The following is a 24070-nucleotide window of genomic DNA, read 5'->3' as shown; positions in this document are numbered from 1 at the left end:
TAACCATCTGAACGAAAAACAAAAAAGCCCGCCTTGCGGGCTTTTCTGATCACTTCGGCGAGACGTTATTTACTCGCGCGAGCCCTGGCAACCATGCGATCCGGGCGCAGCAGGAAGCGCGCCAGAGCCGGTAGCAGCCAGATGGACCCAACCATGTTCCAGATGAACATGAAGAACAACAACAGCCCCATATCCGCCTGGAACTTGATGGGCGAGAAGATCCAGGTCACCACACCGATACCCAGCGTGACCCCGGTAAAGATAACGGCCTTACCGGTAGATTTCAGGGTTTCGAAATAGGCTTCCTGAAGGGTATTACCCTCAAGCAGGAACTTCTCGAGTTTGCTGTAGATATAGATGCCATAGTCGACACCGATACCAACGCCCAACGCAATAACCGGCAATGTTGCCACTTTGACCCCGATACCGGACACCGCCATGATCGCCTCGGCCAGAATCGACGTCAGCCCCAGCGGAATCAGGATACACAGTACCGCCCGGACTGAACGGAACGTCAGCAGGCACAACAGGGCAACCACGCCGTAGACAAACATCAGCATCTTGTTCTTGGCGCTGGAGATAACATCATTCGTTGCCGCTTCCACGCCCGCATTGCCGGCGCCCAGCAGGAACCTGTATTCATCGGTATTATAGTTGCTGGCAAATTCCTCAACACGCTCGGTCACTGTCTCCAGTGTCTCTGCCTTGTGATCCTCCAGGAAAACAAGTACCGGAGTAAGATCACAGTTGGTATTGATCAGGCCCGCTGGCGCCTCACGGATAGAGGCATTGATGATGGTCTGGTTACGGGAAATTTCATACCACTTCCAGTTGCCCTCGTTCAGGGCCTTTGTGACCAGTTTGGACACGTTCGCCAGCGAGGCCGAGGACTGAACACCCGGAGTATTCTGCAATTCCCACTGCAGGGTATCCATGGCGCGCAGAACATTGTACTGGGTACACTGCTCTTCTTCGGTCTTCACCATCACCACCAACACATCGGCACTCGTCGAGTAGTTCTCGATGATGAAGGCATTATCCTTGTTATAACGCGAGTCGGCTCTCAGCTCTGGAGCGCCCTGGTCAAGGTCACCGACCTTGAGATCCTGCTTGAAGTAGAGACCAACCCCCAGGCCAATCACTGCGATCAGCAGTGAAATCGGCGCCACACCGGGGTGCGCAAAGTACGACATCAGGCGCCATTTGCGGTCCTGTTTTTCGCCGTGATTCTGCACATGGCGAACGCCGCCCTTGGATATGCCAAGGTAGGACATGATCAGTACATGCAGCACCAGATTGGTGAGAATGACGAATGCCACACCGATACCGGCTGCAACCGCGAGATCCCGGATCACATCAATTTCAATGAAGATCAGGGTCAGGAAACCGAAGGCGTCGGAAATCAGGGCCAGCATGCCCGGAATATAAAGCGCCCGGAATGCCAGTCGGGCTGCGGTAACAGAATCGAATCCTTTTGCCGCTTCCACCGCCATGGCGTTGACAATCTGAACGCCATGACTGATACCGATGGCAAACACCAGGAACGGAACCAGCACGGAATATGGGTCCAGCCCGTAACCCAGCAGTCGCAACGTACCCAATTGCAGGAACACGGCGATGATCGAGGTAAACACCGGCACCAGTGTCCCTTTAATGCAGCGGGAGTAACCGAACAGCAGCAGCGTGGTCAAAATGATGGTAATACCGGCAAACCAGGCAATGGAGCCGATACCTTCAATCAGATCACCCACTTTTTTCGCGAACCCAACAATATGGATATCAATGTTGGGGTTCTGCGCTTCGTACTTGTTACGTATCTTCTCTTCCAGCTGACGCGAGAATTCACCGTAGTCCAGTGGCTCACCGGTTTCCGGGTTATTTTCATAAAGCGGCGCATAAACGATCGTGGACTTGAAGTTGTCCGAAATCAGGCGCCCCACTTCGTTCGACCGGAGTACGTTCTGGCGTAACTGCTCAAGGCTTTCCCGGGACCCATCATAGTTATCCGGTATAACCGTGCCGCCCTGGAACCCCTGCTCGGTAACCTCCACCCAGCGGACGTTGGAGGTCCAGAGTGATTTGAGTCCGGAGCGATCCACCCCGTTGAGATAGAACACCTCATCAGTGATCTGTTTCAGGGTCTCCATGTACTGTTCTGTAAAAATATCGCCCTCTTCCACTTCCACGGCGATACGCACGAAGTTACCCAGGTTCTCCAGCTCATCCCGGTACTCCAGCATATTGACGATGTACGGATGCTCCAGCGGAATCATCCGCTCGAAGCTGGCATCCGGCTGGATCTTGACCGCGTTGTAGCCCAGAAACAGGGTGAGGAAGAAAAATGCAATCAGGATAATCGCCCGATTGTTGAAGATCAGCCGTTCCAGAAACGGTTCTGCCTTCGGTGTCGTCAGGTAATGCTCGCCCTTGTCATGCTTCGGGTTCGACATTCAAAAGCCCCTCTCGTTTTCAATCTGTTGGTGCCGCATCAGGGCGTTATTAAAGGCTCTTGCCACGAGCGTCGGTATGCTTCGCGCCACCCTCGCCCACGATCAGGAGATTGTTTCCGGAGAGCGGTACCACGTCCATCACACCTTCCCGATCATCCCTGGAATAGGGTCGGAAAGTTTCACCACCATCGGTACTCATCAGGACCGTGCCGCCGTTACCAACCACGGTGATTCTACCGTCGTCTGCCACTGCACCATCATTGAGTGTTGCACCAGCCTCGTTTGGGACCACTTTCCAGCTCTTACCCAAATCGCTGGAGAAAATCATGTTGCCGCGCAGGCCAAACGCCAGAATTTCATTCACCTCGCCCGTGCCGATGGCACCAAACAGTGAACCTTCATAGGGGCTTTCACGTTTTTCCCAGCTATCGCCGCCATCGACGGAAACAAAAATCTGGCCCGACTCGCCCACAATTACCAGAGCGCCCCCGGTGATCCGGGTGATGCTATTGAGGTGGAATCCGGTAGGATTGTCGACCCGGGGTGACCAGTCTCGCCAGGTCGCTCCGCCGTCTGTGGTGCGCAGAAACATGCCATAGGCACCCACAACGAAACCGTGATTTTCATTCTCAAACCAGACATCAAGAAGAGGGTTAACCGGGCCGATGTCGAGATCAGATTCCAGATTCTCCAGGGAGAACCACAGGTCATCGAGCTCCCACTCCAGATCAGCTACCTCTTCCTCAGGAGCCTCTTCTATTTTCTGTTCCAGTTCTTCAATCTGTTCCTGGCGACTTTCGATGACAAGCTCCATGGCGCGGATACCTGTCAGCTGAAGCTCCCAGCTTTCGCCGGCATCGCTGGAATGGAGCACAACACCGCTATGACCCACAGCCCAGCCATGTTGCTCTGTGCCGAAATCGACACCGGTAAGTGTAACGGATACCGGAACTTCGGCCTGATCCCAGGTTTCACCTTCATCTTCGGAGAAGATGATATGACCACGCTCACCGACCGCAACGATTTGCTCACCCGCACGGTCTGCATCGGTGAGCAGATTCTCGGGTGCCAGCAGGGTCGGCCGGGACGGGACTTCGATGATGTCTGCAAGTGCAAACACCGAGGGCGCGGACATTGCCATGGATAGTCCAAGACAGGCCGCTCCCAGAGTCTTGCACATCAACCTTGTATCCATTCAGATTGCCTATATGTTGTTTTGAACTGTGTCACTTTACTTTTACCGGCGCTACCGGCTTGAACTACGAACGTACCGGCACCTTGCGGCCACCGGCACTGTTCACCACCATAGGTTTCCGGCGGAAATCAGGCACCACCGCAAGCGCAAACGTTAACGCACACTCCTGCGCCGCAGTGATGACGGTGAGAAGTAACGCCGATTGGGCACTTCATCAGAGAACCTGCGGGTGGATGGCTCTTCGGTATCCAGCCCCAGCACGTGATAACGACGTGCCTGCAGGTCATAATACACGTCCAGAACCGTCCAGACGCCCGGAAGTTCATAATAGTTCTTCAGCATGCCCATGGTCACGCGCCAAAGTTCGCCGCGGCCGTCATACTGATCCAGCAGGACCGTATTCCAGCTGTCAGCATCCACGTAGAAGCGACGCTTGCCATAGATGTGACGTTCTCCGTCCTTCAGGGTCGCCTCCACCACGTGCACCCGGTGGAGCTCCCAACGTGTCAGATCCGGATTCAGGTGAGAAATGCCCAGTATCTCTGAATAAGGCGTTCCTGCCTCGCCAAGCTCGTAATTGTTGTAAGGAATGTAGATTTCGCGCATTCCCTCATAGTCCCAGTTATAGCGATCAAGAGCACCGTTGAAGATGTCGGTGTCATCGGCTGTGCGCAGATTGTCTGCTGCTGCGATCGGAGAATCGTAACCGAGATTGGGCGCACGACGAACACGACGCTGGCCCGCGTTATAACCCCAACCATTACGCGGATTGATAATCTGGTTCAGGGTTTCATGGACCAGAATAGCACCACCGGCAAGACGCGGAGGGGATTGAGTGAACGACAGGTAATAGAAGATAACGTTATCCAGTTCTTCCTCACTGCCCTCGGGGTTGTAATAATTGAAGAAGGCTTCCTGCTGTGAGGTAACCAGTGAGTAATCACCATCGGTCTGTACGGCAACTTCACTGGAGCGACGGGTGATATTGACCCCGCGCCAGCGGGTCAGATGGTTCCAGATAACCTGCCAGGCTTTTTCCTCGTTGTTGCCGTGAAGAATCGGGAAGGGATAACCGGCAAAAGCGCCATCAATGCCCGCACCTTCCCCCACGATTTCCGCTTCAACAGCATTTTCTCTGGTGTTTTCCGCAACCCAGTCCGGAACGGCGTGGGTGCGCCTGCTTTTGTAGACCGGAATACGGAAGGTGGTGGGATAGGTTTCCAGCATGGCGCGGAGGCCATCGGTCAGGTGTTCTTCGTACTGGTCCATGTTCGACGGAGTGATGGTAAACAGCACCTCGTCCTGCGGGAACGGGTCGATGTGGTGCTGGCCACTCCCCCCGTAGCCCTCAGGCACTTCAGTCAGCCCCCCGGTCCAGGGCGGAATGGTTCCGGCCTCGTTACCGGTTTTGACGGAACCGAACGGAGTCAGATCCTGCCCCAGACGGGCAGCTTCACTGGCGGAAACAGCAGCATTGACTGGCATGGCAAAAACAGAAAAAGCAAACAAACTGCCTAGAATCACGTTGTTTTTGTATTTCATTGTTTAACCTTAAATCTGTCTGAAAGCCCTGCGTAAGGCTTTTCTTATTGTGTTGTCATGGAATAGCGGCTGCTGACAGACTAACCGATCGGCCGATAGTGTCTATCGACCGAAAGTGCGATTTTGTATCCGCCTGCGGCAGGCCTGGCGAAACCGCAGGCCGACACAACTGAACCCTTCACCTACTTGCCGGCGAGGCTTTTGTGGACCACCTCGTAGACATCCCGGGACAAGCCGGGTTTGTCCCTGATGGCTTCAAGTGCCGCTTTCATCTGTTCGCCGTGCACCGGCGCAAACTTGCGCCACCTGGTCAGAGGAGACACCAGTCTCGCGGCGATTTGCGGGTTGCTGTCGTCAAGCCGGCGCACCTGCTCTTCAAGGAACCGGTAGCCTGAGCCATCCTCGGCATGAAATGCCGGCAGGTTCTGGCCGGCAAACACACCAATCACGGAGCGGATTTTGTTGGGGTTTTTCCAGTCAAACGCGGGGTGAGCCATCAACTGACGAATTTCAGGCAGACTTCCTCTGCGGCTGCTGCCGGCCTGAACCGCAAACCACTGTTCCACTACCTGCGGGTCGTCCTTCCACTGCTCATAGAAGGCATTCAGTGTCCGCTCACATTCCTGCTCATAACCGGAATTCACCAGTGCACGCAATGCCCCCATACGGTCGGTCATGTTGTCTGCCTTTTCAAACTGGCTTTCCGCCAGTGTCCGGCCCTCCTCATCATCCATATGGAGCAGCCAGGCGAGCGCGGTATTTCGCAGGCTCCTGCGGGCAACCGCATCCGGCGTCACCTCATAGCTGCCCTCGACGGTGTTGCGCTGATAGCAGGCAAGCAGATCATCCCGCAGAGCAGTCGCAAGGTGCCCAAGCACCTTTTCGCGGGCGCGGTGAATATCCGGCACATTAGGGCTGTCAGCCAGCTCAATCAGGTAGGCTTCGGAGGGCAACTGCAGCATTTTCGCAACCAGCGCCTGGTCCAGGGACTCATCTGCCAGCAGTCCCCGGTAAGCTTCGGTTAATCCGGAATCGACCGCTTCGCTACCGGTTTCTCCCACCAGCCCGCTGATCACATCAACGGCCAGTCGCTGGCCGGCGTCCCAACGATTGAATCCATCCGGGTCGTGACTCATAAGGAACATCAACTGGTCCCGTGTCCAGGGATAGTAAACCCTGACAGGAGCCGAGAAGTTTCTCAGCAGGGATGGAACCGGACGCTCGCTGAGATCATGGAATTCAAAGGTGTGGCTGGCCTCGGTCAGCTCCAGCACCCGGTCTGTCGGTGCCTCGGTTTCACCGGCGCCCAGTTTCAGCGGCAGGGATTCACCGCCAGTCCCCAAAAGCCCGATGGCAAAGGGGATATGCTGGGGCTTCTTGTTGGTTTGGCCCGGGGTCTCCGGAATTGTCTGATCAATCGTCAGGCGATAGATCCCGGCTGCCCGATCATATTCATCCTGCACCGTCAGCTCTGGTGTGCCCGCCTGTTCGTACCAGAGGCGGAACTGTGACAGATCCCGGCCACTGGCGTCTTCCATGGCCCGGACAAAGTCGTCGGTGGTCACGGCCTGGCCATCATGCCGCTCGAAATAAAGGTCGCTGCCTTTGCGGAACATGTCGGGGCCAAGCAGCGTGTGGATCATACCAACCACTTCACATCCCTTTTCATAGATCGTCAGGGTGTAGAAGTTGGTGATTTCCATATAGGACTCGGGGCGCACCGGATGGGCCATAGGCCCCGAATCCTCGGCGAACTGGGCCGTTCGCAGCATGGCGGCGTCTTCGATACGCTTGACCGTAGGCGAACCCATATCGGCGGAGAACTGGGAATCGCGGAACACGGTGAAGCCTTCTTTCAGGCTCAGCTGAAACCAGTCACGGCAGGTAACGCGGTTTCCGGACCAGTTGTGGAAATACTCGTGGGCCACGATCGACTCGATACGCTGGAAGGCCTGATCTGTTGCGGTTTCCTGGCTGGCCAGCACACAGGAGGAGTTGAAAATATTCAGCCCCTTGTTCTCCATGGCGCCCATGTTGAAGTCATCCACCGCCACGATCATGAAGATATCCAGATCGTATTCGCGGCCGTACACCTCTTCGTCCCAGCGCATGGCGCGCTTGAGGGAATCCATGGCGTGCTCGCACTTCTCGGCGTTGCGCGGCTCCACGTACATGCGCAGATCGATATCGCGGCCGGACATGGTATGGAAGCTATCCCGTTTCTCCACCAGATTGCCAGCCACCAGGGCAAACAGATAACAGGGCTTGGGAAATGGATCCTCCCAGGTTACAAAGTGCCTGCCTCCGTCCAGATCGCCCTTTTCCACATCATTGCCATTGGAAAGCAGGATGGGGAAGCTGGCCTTGTCCGCTTCGATACGGGTGCGAAAACGGGCCATTACATCGGGACGATCGGGAAAATAGGTGATGCAGCGGAAACCTTCGGCCTCGCACTGGGTACAGAACATCCCGGAAGACTGGTATAGACCTTCCAGGCGGGTGTTGTTCTGTGGCTCGAGCCAGGTCACCACATCCAGTTCAAAGCTGTCCGGCACTTCATGGATCACCAGTTTATCGGCACGATCCTCAAAAGCATCTTTTGCCAGCTCACTGCCATCCAGGCTGAGCGACTCCAGCGTTGTCAGGGGGTCGCCATTCAGTTCCAGGCTTTTGTCAGCACTGTCGCTGCCGGGGTTGCGGCGCATGGACAGGACGCTGTGCACCCGTGCGCCATCGTCAAACAGTTCGAAACGCAGGTCAACGTGGTCCACCAGAAAAACAGGGACGCGGTAATCCTTCAGGTAAATGGTCTGTGGCTGGCTGGTACGCATTCGCTATCTCCATAAGTGGTTGGGCCCGGCTCAGTTGTTCGAATAGACCCGGAAGCGGACTTCGTAACCGGTGTACTTGCGGATGTTGATCACGCCTGTGTCGAGAATGAGGTACTGGCCTTTTATCCCCTGAAGCACACCTTCCGCGGTGGGTAATTTGTCCAGATTATGGGTTTTTATGGTTCTGGGCCACACCTGGACCGGATAACCCAGGGCAAGGCTCTGCTCATCCACAGCCCGGATGGCGCTTTCACCGTGGGTGGCCCGAAGTGCGGACAGGTCGTCGGCAACCAGATCCAGGATGCGCCGGCGCTCGGCAACCAGATCCAGTTCCGGGATGTCACCCTTCAGCATCGCCCGCCAGTTGGTGCGGTCCGCCACGTGTTTCTTGCACACCACTTCCACGAACCCCGCCAACTGGCGGGTGGTAACCCTCACCATGGGGATGGCATCGACGGCACCCTGATCAATCCAGCGGGTGGGTACTTGCGAGCCACGGGTAATGCCGACTTTCAGGCCGGACGAGTTGGCCAGATAAACCACATGCTCAATCATGCAGTGTGTTTCACCCCACTCCGGCTCGCGGCAGGTGCCTTCATGATAATGGCACTTTTCGGGACTCATGATACAGCTGTCACAGGCGGCCAGTTTTCGGAAACAGGGATAACAAAAACCCTGGCTGAAACTCTTGTTGGTCTTCCGGTCGCAGTTGATACAGCGTATCACCCCGTCAAAATCAAACTGCAGGGGATAACCGATCATCTCGTTCAATGGCACACGGGTGTCACCCACCCGGATGGTATAGCTGACCGGGTTACCAGGCTCGGCCGGCATCTTGCGCAGGCGGCCAGTCACATCAACCAGTGCGGTCAAGACTTCACCTCGAAGAACTGGTCGGGGTCCGCCGCGCCATTGCCGGAATTCCCTGCAGTGCGTGCAACACTGGGGTCACACGCGGTACCGGCTTTCTTGCCACGATCAAGGTAACCAACCCGCTCTTCCATGGGGATCTGGTGATGATCCTCGTAATAGATAACCGCTTCCATGCAGATCGAGCGTTGCTCGTCGTTCAGCTTGCGGCCGTCCGGCCATTTGCCCAGCTCCAGGGCACGCTTGAGACTCTGATAGACCGCCGGATCCAGCCGCTCGATCAGCTCTTCGTATGTCATTTCATTCTCCAGCTAAAAAAGTGGGCAAACCCGTTGACAGCAATAAACGATAATGATTATCATTAACTCACCAAATGACGAAGGTCGTGTTCATTTGGTCTCTCTCATCAGGAGCTAAACGCTCTTTTCATGCCCCGCCACTGCGCGGGGCTTTTTTTGGCACCGGCAAAACCGCCGCCAGGGCCAGGCCAGCCACGAAGCCCCCCAGGTGGGCCTCATTCGCCATCCGGCCCAATCCCAGAACTTCCGGCAGGGATGTGAAACCGATGACCATCCACGCCACAGCAAACGTAATCAGGGCAGGAGGAAACTGGAACCTGGGCACCTGCCGCTGGCTCAGCCAGCAGTAGCCGAGGATGCCGTAAACCACCCCGGACAGGCCACCGAACAAGGGGCCGGAAACGATATACTGCAATCCATTGGACAGCAGGCTGGTCACCACAAATAACAACAATAACCGGGCACGACCATCAAACCACTCTATCTGGCTGCCCAGAAACCAGAGCATGACAGAATTGAATATGATGTGAGTCCAGCTGAAGTGCAGGAAATCCGGCGTAATCAGGCGCCAGATCTGACCACTCGCCAGGGTTGAGGAAAGCGCCTCAACACGATCCGCCATGGTGCCCCAGTCGTAAAATCGTGGATCTACAAACATCAGCAGGGTGGATAGCTGATTCTGGCCCATGGCGGTCACCCATGCCATTAGCAGAGCCAGCAGAATCATCCCCAGCACTATCGGGGCGTGGCGGGGCGACGGTTGCCACCGTCCGCCCACAAAGACCGGCGATTGTACGGTGGTATTGACTGCCTGCTGGATCTCAGGCTCACTCAGAAAACGCTCCAGGGCCTGTAGCACCGGCTCCGTATGCTCCGGATTTTCCAGCCAGAGCACCTGGTATCCGCCCTCCTCGGTAATCCGGTGGTCTACTCCCTGCTCTTTCAGCCAGCGGCTGAAACCTTCCAGGTTGATCGAAGTGTCGATCTGCTTGATTCGGTACACAGGCTACCTCGCCACGCTGTCTTCACTGGCGGGATACTCCGCCTGCTCCGGCCGTTCCACATCCACCCAGACAAACTTGTCCCGGGACAGGGTGCGTTCGCCGTCCAGCCGATAAGCCACCAGTTTGCCGTACTTGACGGCACTGAAATCTATACAGGCGACGTTGTGCTTGAGGGGCACCGGCTCACCCTCCATCCAGTAATGACCCACAAACACCGGCGGTGCCGAGGCCGGATAGCTGATCAACTGGCTGCGCTCGGCATCGGTCAGCTCACGACAGGCAACCTCTGCGGGCAACGGATCCGGCTGAAACACCACATCGGCGTATGTTTTCGGGTTGTCCGCCCAGAACTTGGTGCGGAAGAACTCCCTCACATAACCATCCTTGCCGGTGATTTTGACTCCCGGCGGTAGCCGCAGATCGGTGCCCCGCAGAAGCGTATCCATTACCTGGCCGGCAAAAGACTCGATAGCAGCAGAGGCGTGGAGAAAATCGTCGTCAATACAGGCACCACCCTGGCTTTCCTTGAATTTGTTGATCAGATCACTGTCCCAGCAGGCATGCACCGCGCGGAAGTCCTGTTCGTCGATAAACAGCGGAATGGTGTAGAACCACTCCAGAAACTCATTCCATTCATGGGGATGATGTTCGAACTGCTCAAGGGTTTCACGGATCAGACGGTCATGGCGGGCGTTGTGCTCACGCAGGAAAGTCTTGCCGCTGCCCGGTCGGGCGCGGGTGCAATAACCAAGGGCGTTGTATTCGTGATTTCCCATGACAATGCGGGCGGAGCCGTGCTCGACCATGCCCCGCACCAGGTGCAGTGCCTCGCGGATACGGGGGCCCCGGTCAATAATATCGCCGATGAATATGGCCTGGCGCCGCGGGTGCTCGTAAATGCCGTTGACCTTACGGTAGCCCATCTGGGCCAGCAGGCGCTCCAGAGTGTGGGCGCACCCGTGAATATCGCCGATGATGTCGTAGCCGCGGCTTGCGGATCTAGCCTGTCCTACCATGTTTTTAACTCGCTGCAATCTCACTGGCCCAGCCCAGCTTGTCCCGGCATGTGGCGTAAAAATTGTGATCCGCTGGATGAATAAGACGGATCTTGAAGGGCTTCTTGGTGATACGGATGATATCGCCGGGGGCACAGGCAATGTTCATCTGGCCGTCGAAACTGATCTGCGGATAGGTTTCGTTGGTTTCACCAATCACCAGTTTGATCTCGCTTTTACCGTCTACCACGATCGGTCGGCTACTCAGGGTGTGCGGGAACATCGGCACAAGCACAACGGCATCAAGTTTGGGATGCATGATGGGCCCGCCCGCCGAGAGAGAATACGCAGTCGACCCGGTCGGTGTGGATACAATAAGGCCATCCGATCTCTGGCTGTATACGAAATGACCGTCGATATACAGATCGAAGCCGATCATCCGCGTGGACTTGCCCGGATGAAGCACAACGTCGTTCAGTGCGGTTCCGAATCCGAGGGGCTGGCCATTGCGTTCTACATGCCCATCCAGAAGGAAGCGCGTCTCTTCGATGTATTCACCGTCGAGGACCTTGCCCAGCCGCTCTTCCAGATCAGACGGTGATATGTCGGTCAGAAAACCCAGGCGGCCACGATTCACACCCAACAGCGGAATTTTCGACTTGGCCAGTTCCCTGGCGGCGCCAAGCAGGCTGCCGTCACCACCAACCACGATCACCAGATCACAGATTTCCCCCAGAAGCTTCTTGCTTGCCACCTGCAGGCCGTGGCCCGGCAGCATGCTGGCAGTGTCTTCTTCGATGATCACGTGATAATGGTTGTTCACCAGATACTGCTTGAGCTGACGTAGCGATTCGACCACTTTGACACTGCCCATGCGGCCAATCACGCCAATGTTTCTGAATTGATCCATGTAGCTTCCTGTGGATATCTGTATGGGCCGGGGGCGATCTGACTGGTCTCCCGGACACGTCTGGGAGACCATAGTAACGAAATACGGCCTGATTCTGAAAAAAGATCCCGTTCCGGGCGGGTAATGCGGTGTTAATTCTCACCCTGGGGCTGGTGTTTTTCGCAGCGATCATCGATTCCCGCCCGGAAATCGGCAGGCTGGCTGACCCGCATGACCGGCTCTTCACAGCGGGTACCATCTTCATCCTGATGGTAACAGACAGGCTTCTCGTAGTGCTCCAGCCATTCCCTGTAGGCAGGCTCGTTGAGGCCGCAGCGCTCGGCGGCGTAGGCCACCGGGTTACGGAAGTAGGTTTCGATATCGTCATACGGCAAAGTAATGTGACCAACGCCGGGGTGATAAGCCACCAGGAAAACCGAGTGGCTCTGCAAATGGTCCATCACCGAGTCTTCCGTGGGCGCCTGGTGACGAAGCTCGTGGTTTTCCTGATCAAGAGCCACGATTTTCTCGTCCCGGAGCTCAAGCTCCCGCTGCCGGCGCTCCAATTGCTCCCTCAGCAACACAACCTCTGCATCGGTGGTTGCGTCTTCACGGTGCTGGCGCTCATCTCCGCCGGCAATCTGTTCCTGCATTGACAGATACTGTTCATTACGCTCGGCAAGGCGTTTTTTCAGCTGTTCGTTAGTGAGCTTCTGGCGCTCGAACTTTTGCTGAAGTTCGGCCATCTCGTTACGCAGGGCCTGCATTTCGTGGCGGTTTTCGCGCTGGATGTCAGACAGGGCATCCCTGTGAACACTTTGCAGTGTCTTGATGCGAAGCCGCTGTTCACGGATGACCTGCGCCAGGCGGGCGCGGTCAGCAGATGCCTCCGAATCTTCCGCAGAGCGGGAATCGTCACCCAGAACGGGAATGTCTTCCTCGGGGGCGGGCTCCACTTTCCGGAACTTGAGACCGTTGGCTTCCACGGCCCGGCGAATCGCCTGGAAGTGGTTACTCCCGGGAGTCATGTCCGGATCCCAGAGATCCTCGCCATTGGCGGACTTCGGGCGCTGGCTACGGCACACCAGGCGGATCGGACCGCCCCCCATATCGGGACCCTTGGCACCCTTTTTCGCAAGCTTCTCTATCGGCAGATTCCAGCTGCTATCAGCCCGGCCCTCTTCATCGAAATAGATGCGAAAAAACACCAGGGAACGCACCAGAAGGTCGCTACCCAGGAGCACATACACAGCCCTGACGTCTGTGTCCGCCAGATCCGAAAGCCCCACATAGCCATCCAGAAAGGCACCGAACTCCGATGCCCGCATCTGCCGCGATACATTGCTGCCTTCCATGAACATCACCGCCGAATAACCATCACTTGCCTGGTCGGCAGACCCCATTGCAGACTCCCCGCTCTCCGAAATACTGAAAAAACTTCCGGCTAATAGTCTAGCGGGTCAATGCCCGCTGAACACAGGAAAACTGCAACGTTTTGTGATCATGTGGCCTGAAGCACGGTCTTTACTTTCAGAGCTCCGCTGCCAGGCGGCTGCCCTGATCAATGGCGCGCTTGGCATCGAGCTCCGCCGCCACATCCGCACCACCAATCAGGTGAACCTGCATGCCGGCAGCCTCCAGCCCCTCCTGCAATTCGCGCAGCGGCTCCTGGCCGGCACAGATTATGATGGTATCCACCGGCAACACCCGGCCTTCACCCTCTTCGGCGCCTTTCGGGGTGACGGTGATGTGCAGCCCCTCGTCATCGATCCTGCGGTAACTGACCCCCGCCACCATCTGAACCTGGCGCTTTTTCAGAGCGGTACGGTGAATCCAGCCAGTGGTCTTGCCCAGGTTCTTGCCCACCTTGGAGGTCTTGCGCTGCAACAGGTATACCTCACGAGCCGGCTCGGGCACCTCTGGTTTCACACCCTCGATACCGCCACGGTGCTCAACACTCAGGTCCACGCCCCATTCGCGCATGAAGTGCTCCGGGTCCAGCGCCGCCGACGTGCCCATGTGAACGATAAACTCAGAGACGTCGAAACCGATACCGCCGGCGCCAATAACCGCCACCTTCGGGCCAACGGGTTTCCGCCCCAGCAGGGCATCCAGGTAGCCGATCACCCTGGGATTATCCACACCCTCGATGTCCGGTGTACGGGGTCTGACCCCGGTAGCCAGCACTACATGGTGAAAGTCACCGGCCTTCAGGTCATCCACATCCACCCGCGTATTCAGGCGAACGTCCACGCCGTGTTTGTCCAGCATCACCCGGTAATAACGCAGGGTTTCATAGAACTCTTCCTTGCCCGGGATCAGCTTGGCAACATTGAACTGGCCACCCACTTCACTGCCGGCATCAAAAAGAGTGACTTTATGACCCCGCTCCGCTGCCACGGAAGCGAATGCCAGACCAGCGGGGCCGGCACCGACCACAGCGATATTTTTCGGCGCTGCCGTTTCCAGGTAGACAAGCTCGGTTTCATGACAGGCACGGGGGTTGACCAGGCATGAGGTCAGCTTGCCACTGAAGGTATGGTCCAGGCAGGCCTGGTTGCAGCCTATGCAGGTGTTGATCTCGTCGGCACGGTCTTCTGCTGCTTTGAGAACCAGGTCCGCATCCGCCAGGAACGGACGGGCCATGGAAACCATATCGGCATCACCTTCCGCCAGAATTTTTTCGGCAACATCCGGCATATTGATGCGGTTGGTGGTCACCAGGGGAATGCTGACTTCGTCTTTCAGGCGCGCCGTAACCTTGGTGAAGGCTCCCCGAGGCACCGATGTGGCGATGGTTGGTACCCGGGCCTCGTGCCAGCCAATGCCGGTGTTAATAATAGTGGCTCCGGCCTTTTCAATTTCCCTGGCCAGCTGCACCACTTCGTCCCAGGTGCTGCCATTTTCAATCAGATCCAGCATCGACAGTCGGTAAATCAGAATAAAATCGCTGCCCACACGCTGGCGAATCCGGCGAACGACCTCGACTGGCAGGCGAATGCGGTTTTCATAACTGCCGCCCCACTGATCAGTACGGTGATTGGTATGGGCGACGATGAACTGATTGATGAAGTAGCCTTCTGAACCCATGATCTCCACGCCGTCATACCCTGCCTCCCGGGCCAGCGCCGCGCAGTTCACATAATCCTCGATCTGTTTCTCGATGCCGGCTTCATCGAGCGCTTTCGGCTTCAGCGGGTTGATGGGCGCCTGGATGGCAGATGGTGCAACCAGTTCCGGATGATACGCATAGCGGCCGGCGTGAAGGATCTGCATACAGATCTTGCCATCTGCCTCATGCACTGCGCGGGTGATGACCCTGTGCCTGTCGGCCTCTTCCTGAGTACTCATCTTGGCGGCATGCTGGAATACGGCACCCTCAACATTCGGAGAAATACCACCGGTCACGATCAGGCCGGCGCCGCCGCGTGCTCGCTCGGAGTAAAAGGCTGCAAGCCGCTCGAAGCCGTTTTTTGCCTCCTCCAGTCCGGTATGCATGGACCCCATCAGGGTGCGATTGCGAAGGCGTGTAAATCCCAGATCCAGGGGTTCCAGCAGGTTGGGATAGCGCGTAACCCCCGGTGTTGATGCAGTCATGGTCTGTCTCCTCTTATCAGGTCGGCGGCGCCGAATCACGGGCTCTAAAGTAGCTTCCGCACTTGAGGGAGACAATATCCCTGAGGCACAATCTGATATCCCTGAGAAACTTGTAAGACAATATTGAGCCATGAACACCACCAGCAGACACAAGAATCCGCTCGGTGATATCAGCGTGCTGTACGTTGCTGTCATGGTCCGCGCGGTCCGGGCTGAAGGCGCCGATCCGACGGATCTGCTGGGCCGTTTCGGGCTGGATGAACAGGCACTGGGGGCACCGCAGGCCCGCATCAGCATCCCGCGATTCATGCGGATGGGTCAGGCAGCCATTACACTCACCGGTAACCCGGCGCTGGGTCTCACCATGGGCCAGCTTTCGCGGCCAGTGGACGCGGGGATAGCAGGGCTTGCCGGCCAGTCTGCCCCCACCGCCGGTGAAGCTATCCGCACCCTGATTCATTATGCCCTGCTGACCAGTCGCAATAGCCGGGGGGCTCCCTGGACAACCAATCGCGGCAGGGAGGCTCACTTCTACTCGATCAAACCCTACAACGTTTTCAACTTTTTCGTGGTGGATTCAGTACTGGCGGCCTGGACTCGGTTCCTGAGAATAATTACCGGCCATGACAAAGTCATCGAAAGAGTGACCATCGAGTATCCGTCGCAAGGTATGGAGGGCGTGTTTGAGCAATGGTTCGGTTGCCCCGTGCGGTTTGGTGCCGGGAGCAACAGCCTGAGGCTGGCCCCGGGCATAGCGGAAGCAGTCTCACTGCAGGCGCAGCCGGCCATGTTTGAAAAGTTGTCAGGTGACTGTCAGAAGGAGCTCTCGAGAATCCGCGCCGGCTGGAGCACTGGCGACCGGATAAAGGATCTTCTCCCCTCCCTGCTGCAGGGAGGCACGCCGACACTGGCCGCTATTGCGGAAAGACTTGGCATGGCACCCTGGACACTGCAGAGACATCTGGCGGAAGAAGAAACCGGATTTCGGGAGTTGGTGGATGAAACCCGCAAAGAACTGGCAGTGGAATACATCCGTGAGACCCGGACATCGCTATCGGAAATTGCCTGGCTACTGGGTTTTGCCAATCCGGCAGCGTTTCACAAGGCCTGGCGCCGCTGGTTTGCAACCAGCCCGGGGGAATACAGAAAAGATTACCTCGCGCAGCAGGCAACCAAAGGCATTCACTAGGCGCTGAAACCGGATTTACAATTCGGTGGCGTCATCCGCAGCATCGTCGTCGTCATAATCTTCAAACTGACAGTCGATCAGCTCTTCTTCATAATCAGACATCATTCATCTCCTGTGCATCAGACAGGCAAACGATGACAGGCGATTGTTACACTGTGATGAAGCAGGGATGACAACAGATACGGCAATGCAGGGAAGGAAAAATGGCGGAGCGGACGGGACTCGAACCCGCGACCCCCGGCGTGACAGGCCGGTATTCTAACCAGCTGAACTACCGCTCCGCGTGAGCCGCCACCTCGGGCGCAATCAAGGGTGTGATTGCTCGGTGACAACGAGGGCGCATTATAAAGACGCCGCCCTGCATGTCAACGTTTTTCATGAAAAAAGGTGTTCCAGGAGAATTAACGCCATGACAGATAACGCGATCTATCACAATCACCCGCCAGGCCTGTGGTCGCTTTACAGCAAGGTGCTGCGCCCCAAAGGGAAACCGCCCTCCGGCAGTGATATCCGGATTCCCGGGTTGTGCGCGAGACTGATTGGCGTCAGTACCGTCAACGATAACCTGGGGCGCTACCAGAAAGTATGTGGATTCGGACCACGAACGACTGTGCCCATCACCTGGCCCCACATTCTGGCATTTCCACTACATCTGAAGCTGCTGACAGAGAGGGCTTTTCCGCTGCCACTGCTGGGTCTGGTGCATCTACGTAACCATATAATCCAGCACCGACCTATCGGTGCCGGGGAGAACCTGGATATTACTGTGAGGCTGGAAGGTCAGAACACCACCCCAAGGGGGCTGGAATTTGATCTGGTAACCGAAGCCCGGGCAGCCGGCCGCCTGGTATGGGAAGAAACCAGCACCAACCTGTTCCGGCAACCGGACAAAAGCAGCAAACACGCCGGTGACAAGCCACCAGAACTGCCGAGCTACCCGGAGACCACAAATATCAGCGCACCGGAATCCATTGGCCGGCAATACGCCGGCGTTTCCGGGGACAGGAATCCGATACATCTGCATGCATTGACAGCCAAGGCATTCGGTTTCCCCAGGGCCATCGCCCACGGAATGTGGAGCCAGGCCCGGGTGCTGGCATTGCTGGAGCAGCAGAAGGGCTGGCCAAATGGTGCGGTATCGGTGTCATGCCAGTTCAAGAAACCGCTGTTTCTGCCGGGAACCGCACAGCTGAACTGGCAGACCGGGCAATCTGGCTGGGAATATCAATTGCTGAACGCGGCCGGAGACGCCCCTCACCTTAGCGGCAAAGTGAGCCGGGAAGGCTGAACCGGTTAGTCTGCCGGCTTTGACGGGCCGGGCTCGGGTGCACAGGCAGCGCCCCCGGTTCCGGCCACCGGCAAGGTGAAATAGAAACGGGCGCCGCCCTGTGCCGGACGCTCGAAGCCGATATCGCCCCCCTGTGCCTGAATCAGGGAGCGGCACGTTGGCAGCCCGATCCCCATGCCCTCTTCCTTGGTGGTGTAGAACGGCAGGAACAGTTTTTCTTCTGCATCGTCCGGCAAACCAACGCCATGATCGGTCACCGCAACTCTTACGCAGCGACCGTCAGACATCGAGACTGACACTTCCACCGGTGCCGAGGAGTTCGCACTGCGGGTTGACTCCAGGGCGTTGCGGATCAGGTTCAGCGCTACCTGCTGGACCTGAATGGGATCAGCCACTACCTCCGGCACGTCATCAGCGACAGAAATTTCAACACCACCTTCATTATTGCGAATATCCACTTCCGCAAACTGGCGGGTATCTTCAAGCAGCGCAGAAATGGAAAGCACGTCTTTACCTGCCGCCGGCTTTTTCATGAACCGGCGAATCCGACGAATCACTTCGCTGGCGCGGTGTGACTGGGCTTCAATCTTCTCCAGCGTGTCCTCAAGCAACTGCTGATCCGGCTGCTCCTTCGCCAGCACCCGCCTGGCAACACGCGCATAGTTGGTAATGGCGGTTAGCGGCTGATTCACTTCGTGAGCCACGCCCGCAGCCATCTCGCCCATGGTGGTCAGGCGTGAGAAATGGGCAATCTGCTCGCGCTGCTCCTGGACCAGGTTGCGGGCATCCTCAAGAGCCTGTTCACTCTCAAGTTCGGTGGTGATATCACGAAAAACAACCACCGCTCCGTGCAGTTCATTCCCGTCAAGTTTGGGCGTAGCGCGGTATTCCACCGGAAATGAGGTGCCATCCGCGCGCAGCATTTCAATATTTCGCTGGTTTTCCGCGACACCCTGGCTGCAGGTGGCATAAACCGGTAACGACGCGCATCCCTGACCCGCCGTGCGGAAATGCAGAACAAAGAAATTCTGGCCGATCAACTCATCCGCAGAGCTGCGCATGATCAGGGCTGCAGCAGGGTTGGCAAATATGATAGTACCAGTGGCATCAAGGCCATAGATGCCTTCGCTGATGGAGTTCAGTATGCGGGCCTGGTCGTTTTCAAGCTGGCGATTACGGGCCTGGAGCTCCCGCTCCAGGCGGATAACCCGGGCATGGGTTTTCACTCGGGCAATTACTTCCTGGGCCTGAAAGGGCTTGGAGATGTAATCGGCGCCCCCAAGGGAAAAGCCACGGACTTTGGCCTGGAGATCGTCCAGGGCGGAGAGGAATACAACAGCGCTGTCTGACGTGACCGGGTCCGCTTTCAGACGCTCACACACCTGATAGCCATCGAGTTCCGGCATCATGATGTCCAGCAGGATCACTTCGGGCTGGTGGCGGTGGGCGAGGTCCAGAGCCTTTTCACCATCGTTGGCAATTAACAGGCGATAGCCCTTGTCCTTGAGCGTTTCATAGAGAACTTTCAGGTTCTGCGGGTTGTCATCAACCAGCAGGACCGTTACGTCTGTTGTCTCCAGGACAGCATCTGTCATATGAATACAGCCGGTTACGATAGTCATCGTATAATGCCGGCCAAATCAGTGCTCGTCGATAAGGTCCTTTACGGACAGAACCATACGAACTAGGTGTGCCAGTGAATGGGTACCCATCTTGTGCATCACCCGTGAACGGTGTATTTCGACGGTTCGCTGGCTGATTTCAAGCTCGATGGCAATGACCTTGTTGGCCTGCCCTGCAATCATACGGTCCATTATCTCGTGTTCACGAGGCGTCAGGCTTTTCACCCGGCGCAGGATTTCCTGTTTCTCGCCGAGGGTTTTACGCTGCTCCCTGTCCTGCTCAAGCGCAGCCTCGATTTTCTGCAACAACGCTTCTTCCCGGTAAGGCTTCTGGATAAAGTCCACCGCCCCCTCTTTCATGGCATCAACGGCCATCGGAACATCACCATGGCCGGTCACAAAGATGATCGGAAGAATCGAATGCTTTTCGTTCAGCTTTTTCTGAAGCTCCATTCCGTCCATGCCGGGCATACGGATATCCAGCACAATGCAGCCAGCCATCTTGTCGGAATAATCCTTGAGAAATGCGTTGGCATTCTCGTAGGTGCTGACGGACTTGCCATCGGACTTCAGCAGCAGCTCCAGCGAGTCACGAACTGCCTCGTCGTCCTCAACCACGTATACCGTTTGCTGGGTATCAGTCATGTGCCTTGCCTCTCCCTTCAATTACCGTCAATGGGGCTCAGTGAATCGACGGATCTTTGTGATCGTCCCGGGCATGCTCCTGGCGCTCATGCTCGCGCATTTTTTCCAGACGTTGCTGAATCATGCCAAAAACACTCTGTCGGGGATACCTGCCTTTCTTATCTGCCTTGCCAGCTGGCTTGCCCAGCAACAGCGCGATGGCTTCTTCTGCCCGGGTCACCGCGTGAACGATAAATTTGCCGTCGCGGACAGCCTGAACCACTTCCTGATCAAGCATCAGGTTTTGCACATTGGTTGCAGGCACAATCACACCCTGGGTTCCGGTCAATTCCCCGATCAGTTTACAGGTGCTGTAAAAACCCTCGACCTTTTCATTGACGCCGCCAATCGGCTGAACCTCGCCAAACTGGTTAACGGACCCGGTGATCGCCAGGTCCTGACGCACAGGCAGCTCGGACAAAGCAGATACCAGTGCGCACATCTCTGCCAGGGAAGCGCTGTCACCATCAACTTCGCCATAGTTCTGTTCAAACGTCAGGCTGGCCGACAAATGCATGGGATCAGTGATCGCAAAATGGGCGGAAAGCCAGGAACTGAGTATCATCACGCCCTTGGAATGGATATTGCCCCCCAGCTTCACGTCACGCTCGATATCCATCACGCCGCCATCCCCATAATAGCAGGTGGCGGTAATTCTGTTGGACAGACCGAACTCGAAGCCCCCTGTCGAGAGCACCGACAACGCATTCACCTGCCCCACGCAGGTGCCCGTGGTAGACACCAGTGTCGACCCGTCACGAATGGAATCATGGAACTGATCCCGTATCCGGCTACTGCGATAACGGGCGCTTTCCAGTGCCTGGTCCACATGAGCGTTCTGAATCAGACGGGCACCGGCCTGGCGCGCCCAGTAGTCCGACTCGCGCAACAGGTTGGCAATGTCCGCTGCATGGAGTGACAGGCGATCCTGGTGCTCGGCCATGCGCGCACTGTGCTCGATAATGCGGGCGACGGCCTTGTTGCTGCAGTGCAGCAGCTTCTTTTCATCCACCAGGCTGGCGATGAACTTGGCGTACAGAACCTGGCTCTCATCCGTGCGCATCATTTCGTTCTCGAAATCTGCCGTCACCCGGAACAGCTCGGCAAACTCGGGGTCGTAGTCCTGCAGCAGCATCCAGGTTTCGCGGTCGCCGAACAGGACGATTTTCACCTCCAGCGGAATTGCCTCGGGCTCCAGCGAAATAGTGCCCGACAGTGTCAGTTCCCGTTCCAGGGAATTGATCTGGATGGACTTGGATCGCAACGCCCGCTTGAGGCCATCCCAGACGAACGGCTGCTCCAGGACCTTGATGGCATCCATCAGCAGGTAGCCGCCATTGGCACGGTGGAGACTGCCGGGACGGATAAGGGAGAAATCGGTAAACACGGTCCCTTTGAAGGTCACACTTTCCACGTAACCGAAGAGGTTGTGGTAGGTGGGATTATCCTCCACCACCACAGGCACCTCATCGGTTTTCTGGTGCACCAGCACGTTCACCAGATAGCGGCGGGGCATTTTCTTGTCCAGGGACGCGTAGGCAATGGCTGCCTGCTCTTCATTGTCTTCCAGGAAAATTTCCAGACTTTCAGACAGGTCTTTACGGACAGCCTCGAAGTAGGCCACTACGTCCGGCTGGTCCCGATATTTTTCTACCAGTTCATCAATCTGGTGGCCCGAGATCCCCTCCAGAGTTTCCTCATTCAGCGCCTGCTGGTCCTCAGCGTATTCCTGCTCCCAGTCTGCCAGTTTGCGCAGTGCCTGGCGCAGTTTTTTCTCAAGCTTGTTGATATCGCTTTCAAACCTGTCACGCTGCTCCTCGGTCAGGGCCTGAAACGACTCGGCGGTATGGGGTTCATCCCCATTCATGGCCACCAGACGATAACCGCCGGGCGTTGTGATGTTCAGGCTGACTTTCTTCCGCTTTGCCTGTGCGGCGACCTTTTCCAGTTCCTCTTCCTGTTTTTTGACGTACTCGTTCTTCAGTTTTTCCGCACGCTCCAGAAAGCTGTCGCTATCGAAGGTCTGGGGAATCATCTTCATCAGACGCCCCATCAGCTTTTCCATGTCCTGCTTCAGTTCGGTGCCCCTGCCGCTGGGCAGCTGGAGCATCCTGGGCACACGGGGCTCTTCGAAGTTGGCCACATAGCACCAGTCATGACTCTGGTTATCCGTGTCCACATGATGTTCGAGGTAGCGTAGCATCATGGTACGCTTGCCCAGGCCGTTACGACCGACCGCGTACACGTTGTAGCCACCATGGGGCATGGCCAGGGCAAAACGTACCGCCGCCTGGGCCCGGTTCTGTCCGACGATTTCTGCCAGTGGTTCGAGTTGGCGGGTGGTCTTGAACGGTAAATCTTTTAAAACACAGGCTTTATAGAGCTGGTTCAGGGACAGTGACTTCAAGGTTCGGTCCTGTAACGGTAGGAAAGCATTTGGTGTTGGCCGGTCATTGTAGAATCTGGGGCCCGCCCTGTCGCGGTCAGGCTAAATATTTCGCCAGACTCGCCGACAAATCGATCACACTTCCCGATTTGACGGTTTTCCAGACAATCGCACCAGAACCCCACTTCCAGACCTTTCCGATAGCATCTAGACTGGTTCCGACGCCCGATACCGGACTGGAGATTTTAAAACATGCCAACCCTTGAGCCTGCCGGCCTGGGACTGCGTACCCGGCTTTTCAAGTTGCTTTTTGAATCCGACAGCCCCGCAGCCAAGGCCTTCGATATTGGCTTGATCATACTGATCTTTGCCAGTGTCGGCATTGTCATGCTCGACAGCATAGAGAGCTATCACCAGCGCTATGGTGACCTGTTTTTCTATACCGAATGGTGCATCACCGTTCTTTTTACCGTCGAACTGGCTCTGAGGATCTACTGCCTGCAAAAGCCCTGGCTTTACCTGAAGAGCTTCTACGGCATCATCGACCTTCTCGCAATCCTGCCCACATGGCTGACATTGATCATACCGGGCTCCCAGACCCTGATTATTGTCCGGATACTCAGAGGATTAAGGCTATTCCGGGTGTTTGACATGATGGTCCTGGAAGGAGAAAAGCGACTCCTGATGGATGCGATGATACGAAGCCGACATCAGATCCTTGTATTCCTGTTTAGCGTCCTGATGCTGGTCACTATCTTCTCTTCCGTTCTTTACCTGATTGAACCTGCCGAGGCGGGGTTCACCAGTATTCCGAAGGCAATCTACTGGGGCATTGTTACCCTGACAACCGTAGGCTATGGCGATATCACACCGGTCACCCCGCTGGGACAGTTCATATCGGTAGCCATCATGCTCATCGGCTACTCGATAATTGCACTGCCTGCCGGTGTTTTCTCGGCAGAGGTGATCCGGGCTCTACGGGAAGAACGCTACTCTGCTGAAGCCTGCCCCGGCTGCGGGAGAGATCGCCACGAACGGGATGCGCGCTACTGCAAATTCTGCGGAACCTGGCTTAACGAGGACACCATTGACCCCCGCAAAGAATCGGGATAGGGGGGAGCCGTCAGGCTCCGCCCCTCCCACACCACCCGGCAAGCGGGTCCGCACCGGGCGGTTCGAGAAGTTGAGGTCAGGAGAGACGCGGCACTTTCAGCCGATCGAAGTAGGCA

17 protein-coding genes and 1 tRNA gene are annotated in these 24070 nt (G+C 56.6%); 3 read left to right on the top strand and 15 right to left on the bottom strand.

Features of this window, described 5'->3' with window-relative positions; genetic code table 11:
* Positions 1-65 precede the first annotated feature (65 nt).
* The 11 genes from DIT72_RS13625 to DIT72_RS13575 form a co-directional block, all read right to left on the bottom strand.
* The gene (locus tag DIT72_RS13625) at positions 66-2450 is read right to left on the bottom strand and encodes an efflux RND transporter permease subunit (protein ID WP_135955798.1); all 2385 of its coding nucleotides are present in this window, start codon (positions 2448-2450) and stop codon (positions 66-68) included.
* Positions 2451-2499: 49 nt separating this feature from the next.
* Positions 2500-3645, bottom strand: coding sequence for a YCF48-related protein (locus DIT72_RS13620; protein WP_228260821.1), 1146 nt, complete (start codon positions 3643-3645; stop codon positions 2500-2502).
* Between the two features lie 153 nt (positions 3646-3798).
* Positions 3799-5187 (bottom strand): DUF1329 domain-containing protein, encoded by a 1389-nt coding sequence (locus tag DIT72_RS13615; RefSeq protein WP_135955797.1) that lies wholly within the window; start codon positions 5185-5187, stop codon positions 3799-3801.
* Positions 5188-5369: 182 nt separating this feature from the next.
* Positions 5370-8018, bottom strand: a complete 2649-nt coding sequence (pepN, locus tag DIT72_RS13610) for an aminopeptidase N (RefSeq protein WP_135955796.1) — start codon at positions 8016-8018, stop codon at positions 5370-5372.
* 30 nt (positions 8019-8048) lie between these two features.
* A complete protein-coding gene (locus tag DIT72_RS13605) occupies positions 8049-8891 on the bottom strand; it encodes a DUF2797 domain-containing protein (RefSeq protein WP_135955795.1) in 843 nt (280 codons plus the stop codon).
* Complete coding sequence (locus DIT72_RS13600; protein WP_135955794.1) at positions 8888-9187, bottom strand: YeaC family protein; 300 nt, start codon at positions 9185-9187, stop codon at positions 8888-8890. The genes DIT72_RS13605 and DIT72_RS13600 overlap by 4 nt, the downstream gene beginning before the upstream one ends.
* A 127-nt stretch (positions 9188-9314) precedes the next feature.
* A complete protein-coding gene (locus DIT72_RS13595; RefSeq protein WP_135955793.1) occupies positions 9315-10190 on the bottom strand; it encodes a rhomboid family intramembrane serine protease in 876 nt (291 codons plus the stop codon).
* A gap of 3 nt (positions 10191-10193) precedes the next feature.
* Positions 10194-11207, bottom strand: coding sequence for a metallophosphoesterase (locus tag DIT72_RS13590; protein WP_135955792.1), 1014 nt, complete (start codon positions 11205-11207; stop codon positions 10194-10196).
* A 4-nt stretch (positions 11208-11211) separates the two neighbouring features.
* Positions 11212-12096, bottom strand: coding sequence for an NAD(+) kinase (locus DIT72_RS13585; RefSeq protein ID WP_135955791.1), 885 nt, complete (start codon positions 12094-12096; stop codon positions 11212-11214).
* A gap of 131 nt (positions 12097-12227) precedes the next feature.
* Positions 12228-13478 carry a DNA repair protein gene (locus DIT72_RS13580; RefSeq protein ID WP_135955790.1) on the bottom strand — a complete coding sequence of 417 codons (1251 nt, stop codon included), beginning with the start codon at positions 13476-13478 and terminating at the stop codon, positions 12228-12230.
* Between the two features lie 127 nt (positions 13479-13605).
* Complete coding sequence (locus DIT72_RS13575; protein ID WP_135955789.1) at positions 13606-15672, bottom strand: NADPH-dependent 2,4-dienoyl-CoA reductase; 2067 nt, start codon at positions 15670-15672, stop codon at positions 13606-13608.
* A 130-nt stretch (positions 15673-15802) separates the two neighbouring features.
* Between DIT72_RS13575 and DIT72_RS13570 the strand changes: the two genes are divergently transcribed.
* The gene (locus DIT72_RS13570; RefSeq protein ID WP_135955788.1) at positions 15803-16861 is read left to right on the top strand and encodes an AraC family transcriptional regulator; all 1059 of its coding nucleotides are present in this window, start codon (positions 15803-15805) and stop codon (positions 16859-16861) included.
* Between the two features lie 204 nt (positions 16862-17065).
* On the opposite strand, the gene DIT72_RS13565 is transcribed toward DIT72_RS13570, so the two are convergent.
* A tRNA-Asp gene (locus DIT72_RS13565) sits at positions 17066-17142 on the bottom strand.
* 128 nt (positions 17143-17270) lie between these two features.
* Here DIT72_RS13565 and DIT72_RS13560 point away from each other — a divergent pair.
* Positions 17271-18149: a MaoC family dehydratase gene (locus DIT72_RS13560; RefSeq protein WP_135955787.1), complete on the top strand. Its 879-nt coding sequence runs from the start codon at positions 17271-17273 to the stop codon at positions 18147-18149.
* A gap of 5 nt (positions 18150-18154) precedes the next feature.
* Here DIT72_RS13560 and DIT72_RS13555 read toward each other — a convergent pair whose 3' ends face one another.
* The 3 genes from DIT72_RS13555 to DIT72_RS13545 are packed head-to-tail and all read right to left on the bottom strand — an operon-like array spanning position 18155 to position 22862.
* Positions 18155-19744 carry an ATP-binding response regulator gene (locus tag DIT72_RS13555; RefSeq protein ID WP_135955786.1) on the bottom strand — a complete coding sequence of 530 codons (1590 nt, stop codon included), beginning with the start codon at positions 19742-19744 and terminating at the stop codon, positions 18155-18157.
* Positions 19745-19789: 45 nt separating this feature from the next.
* Entirely contained in the window at positions 19790-20416 is a 627-nt protein-coding gene (gene fixJ / locus DIT72_RS13550) for a response regulator FixJ (protein WP_135955785.1), read from the bottom strand.
* Positions 20417-20453: 37 nt separating this feature from the next.
* Positions 20454-22862: a Lon protease family protein gene (locus DIT72_RS13545; protein ID WP_135955784.1), complete on the bottom strand. Its 2409-nt coding sequence runs from the start codon at positions 22860-22862 to the stop codon at positions 20454-20456.
* Between the two features lie 231 nt (positions 22863-23093).
* On the opposite strand from DIT72_RS13545, the gene DIT72_RS13540 reads away from it, so the two are divergent.
* Positions 23094-23954, top strand: a complete 861-nt coding sequence (locus tag DIT72_RS13540; protein ID WP_135955783.1) for an ion transporter — start codon at positions 23094-23096, stop codon at positions 23952-23954.
* The last annotated feature ends 116 nt before the right edge of the window (positions 23955-24070 follow it).

Source organism: Marinobacter orientalis, from assembly GCF_004792665.1.
In the GTDB taxonomy this organism is placed as follows: Bacteria; Pseudomonadota; Gammaproteobacteria; order Pseudomonadales; family Oleiphilaceae; genus Marinobacter; species Marinobacter orientalis.
This window is presented reverse-complemented; position numbering and strand designations above follow the sequence as displayed.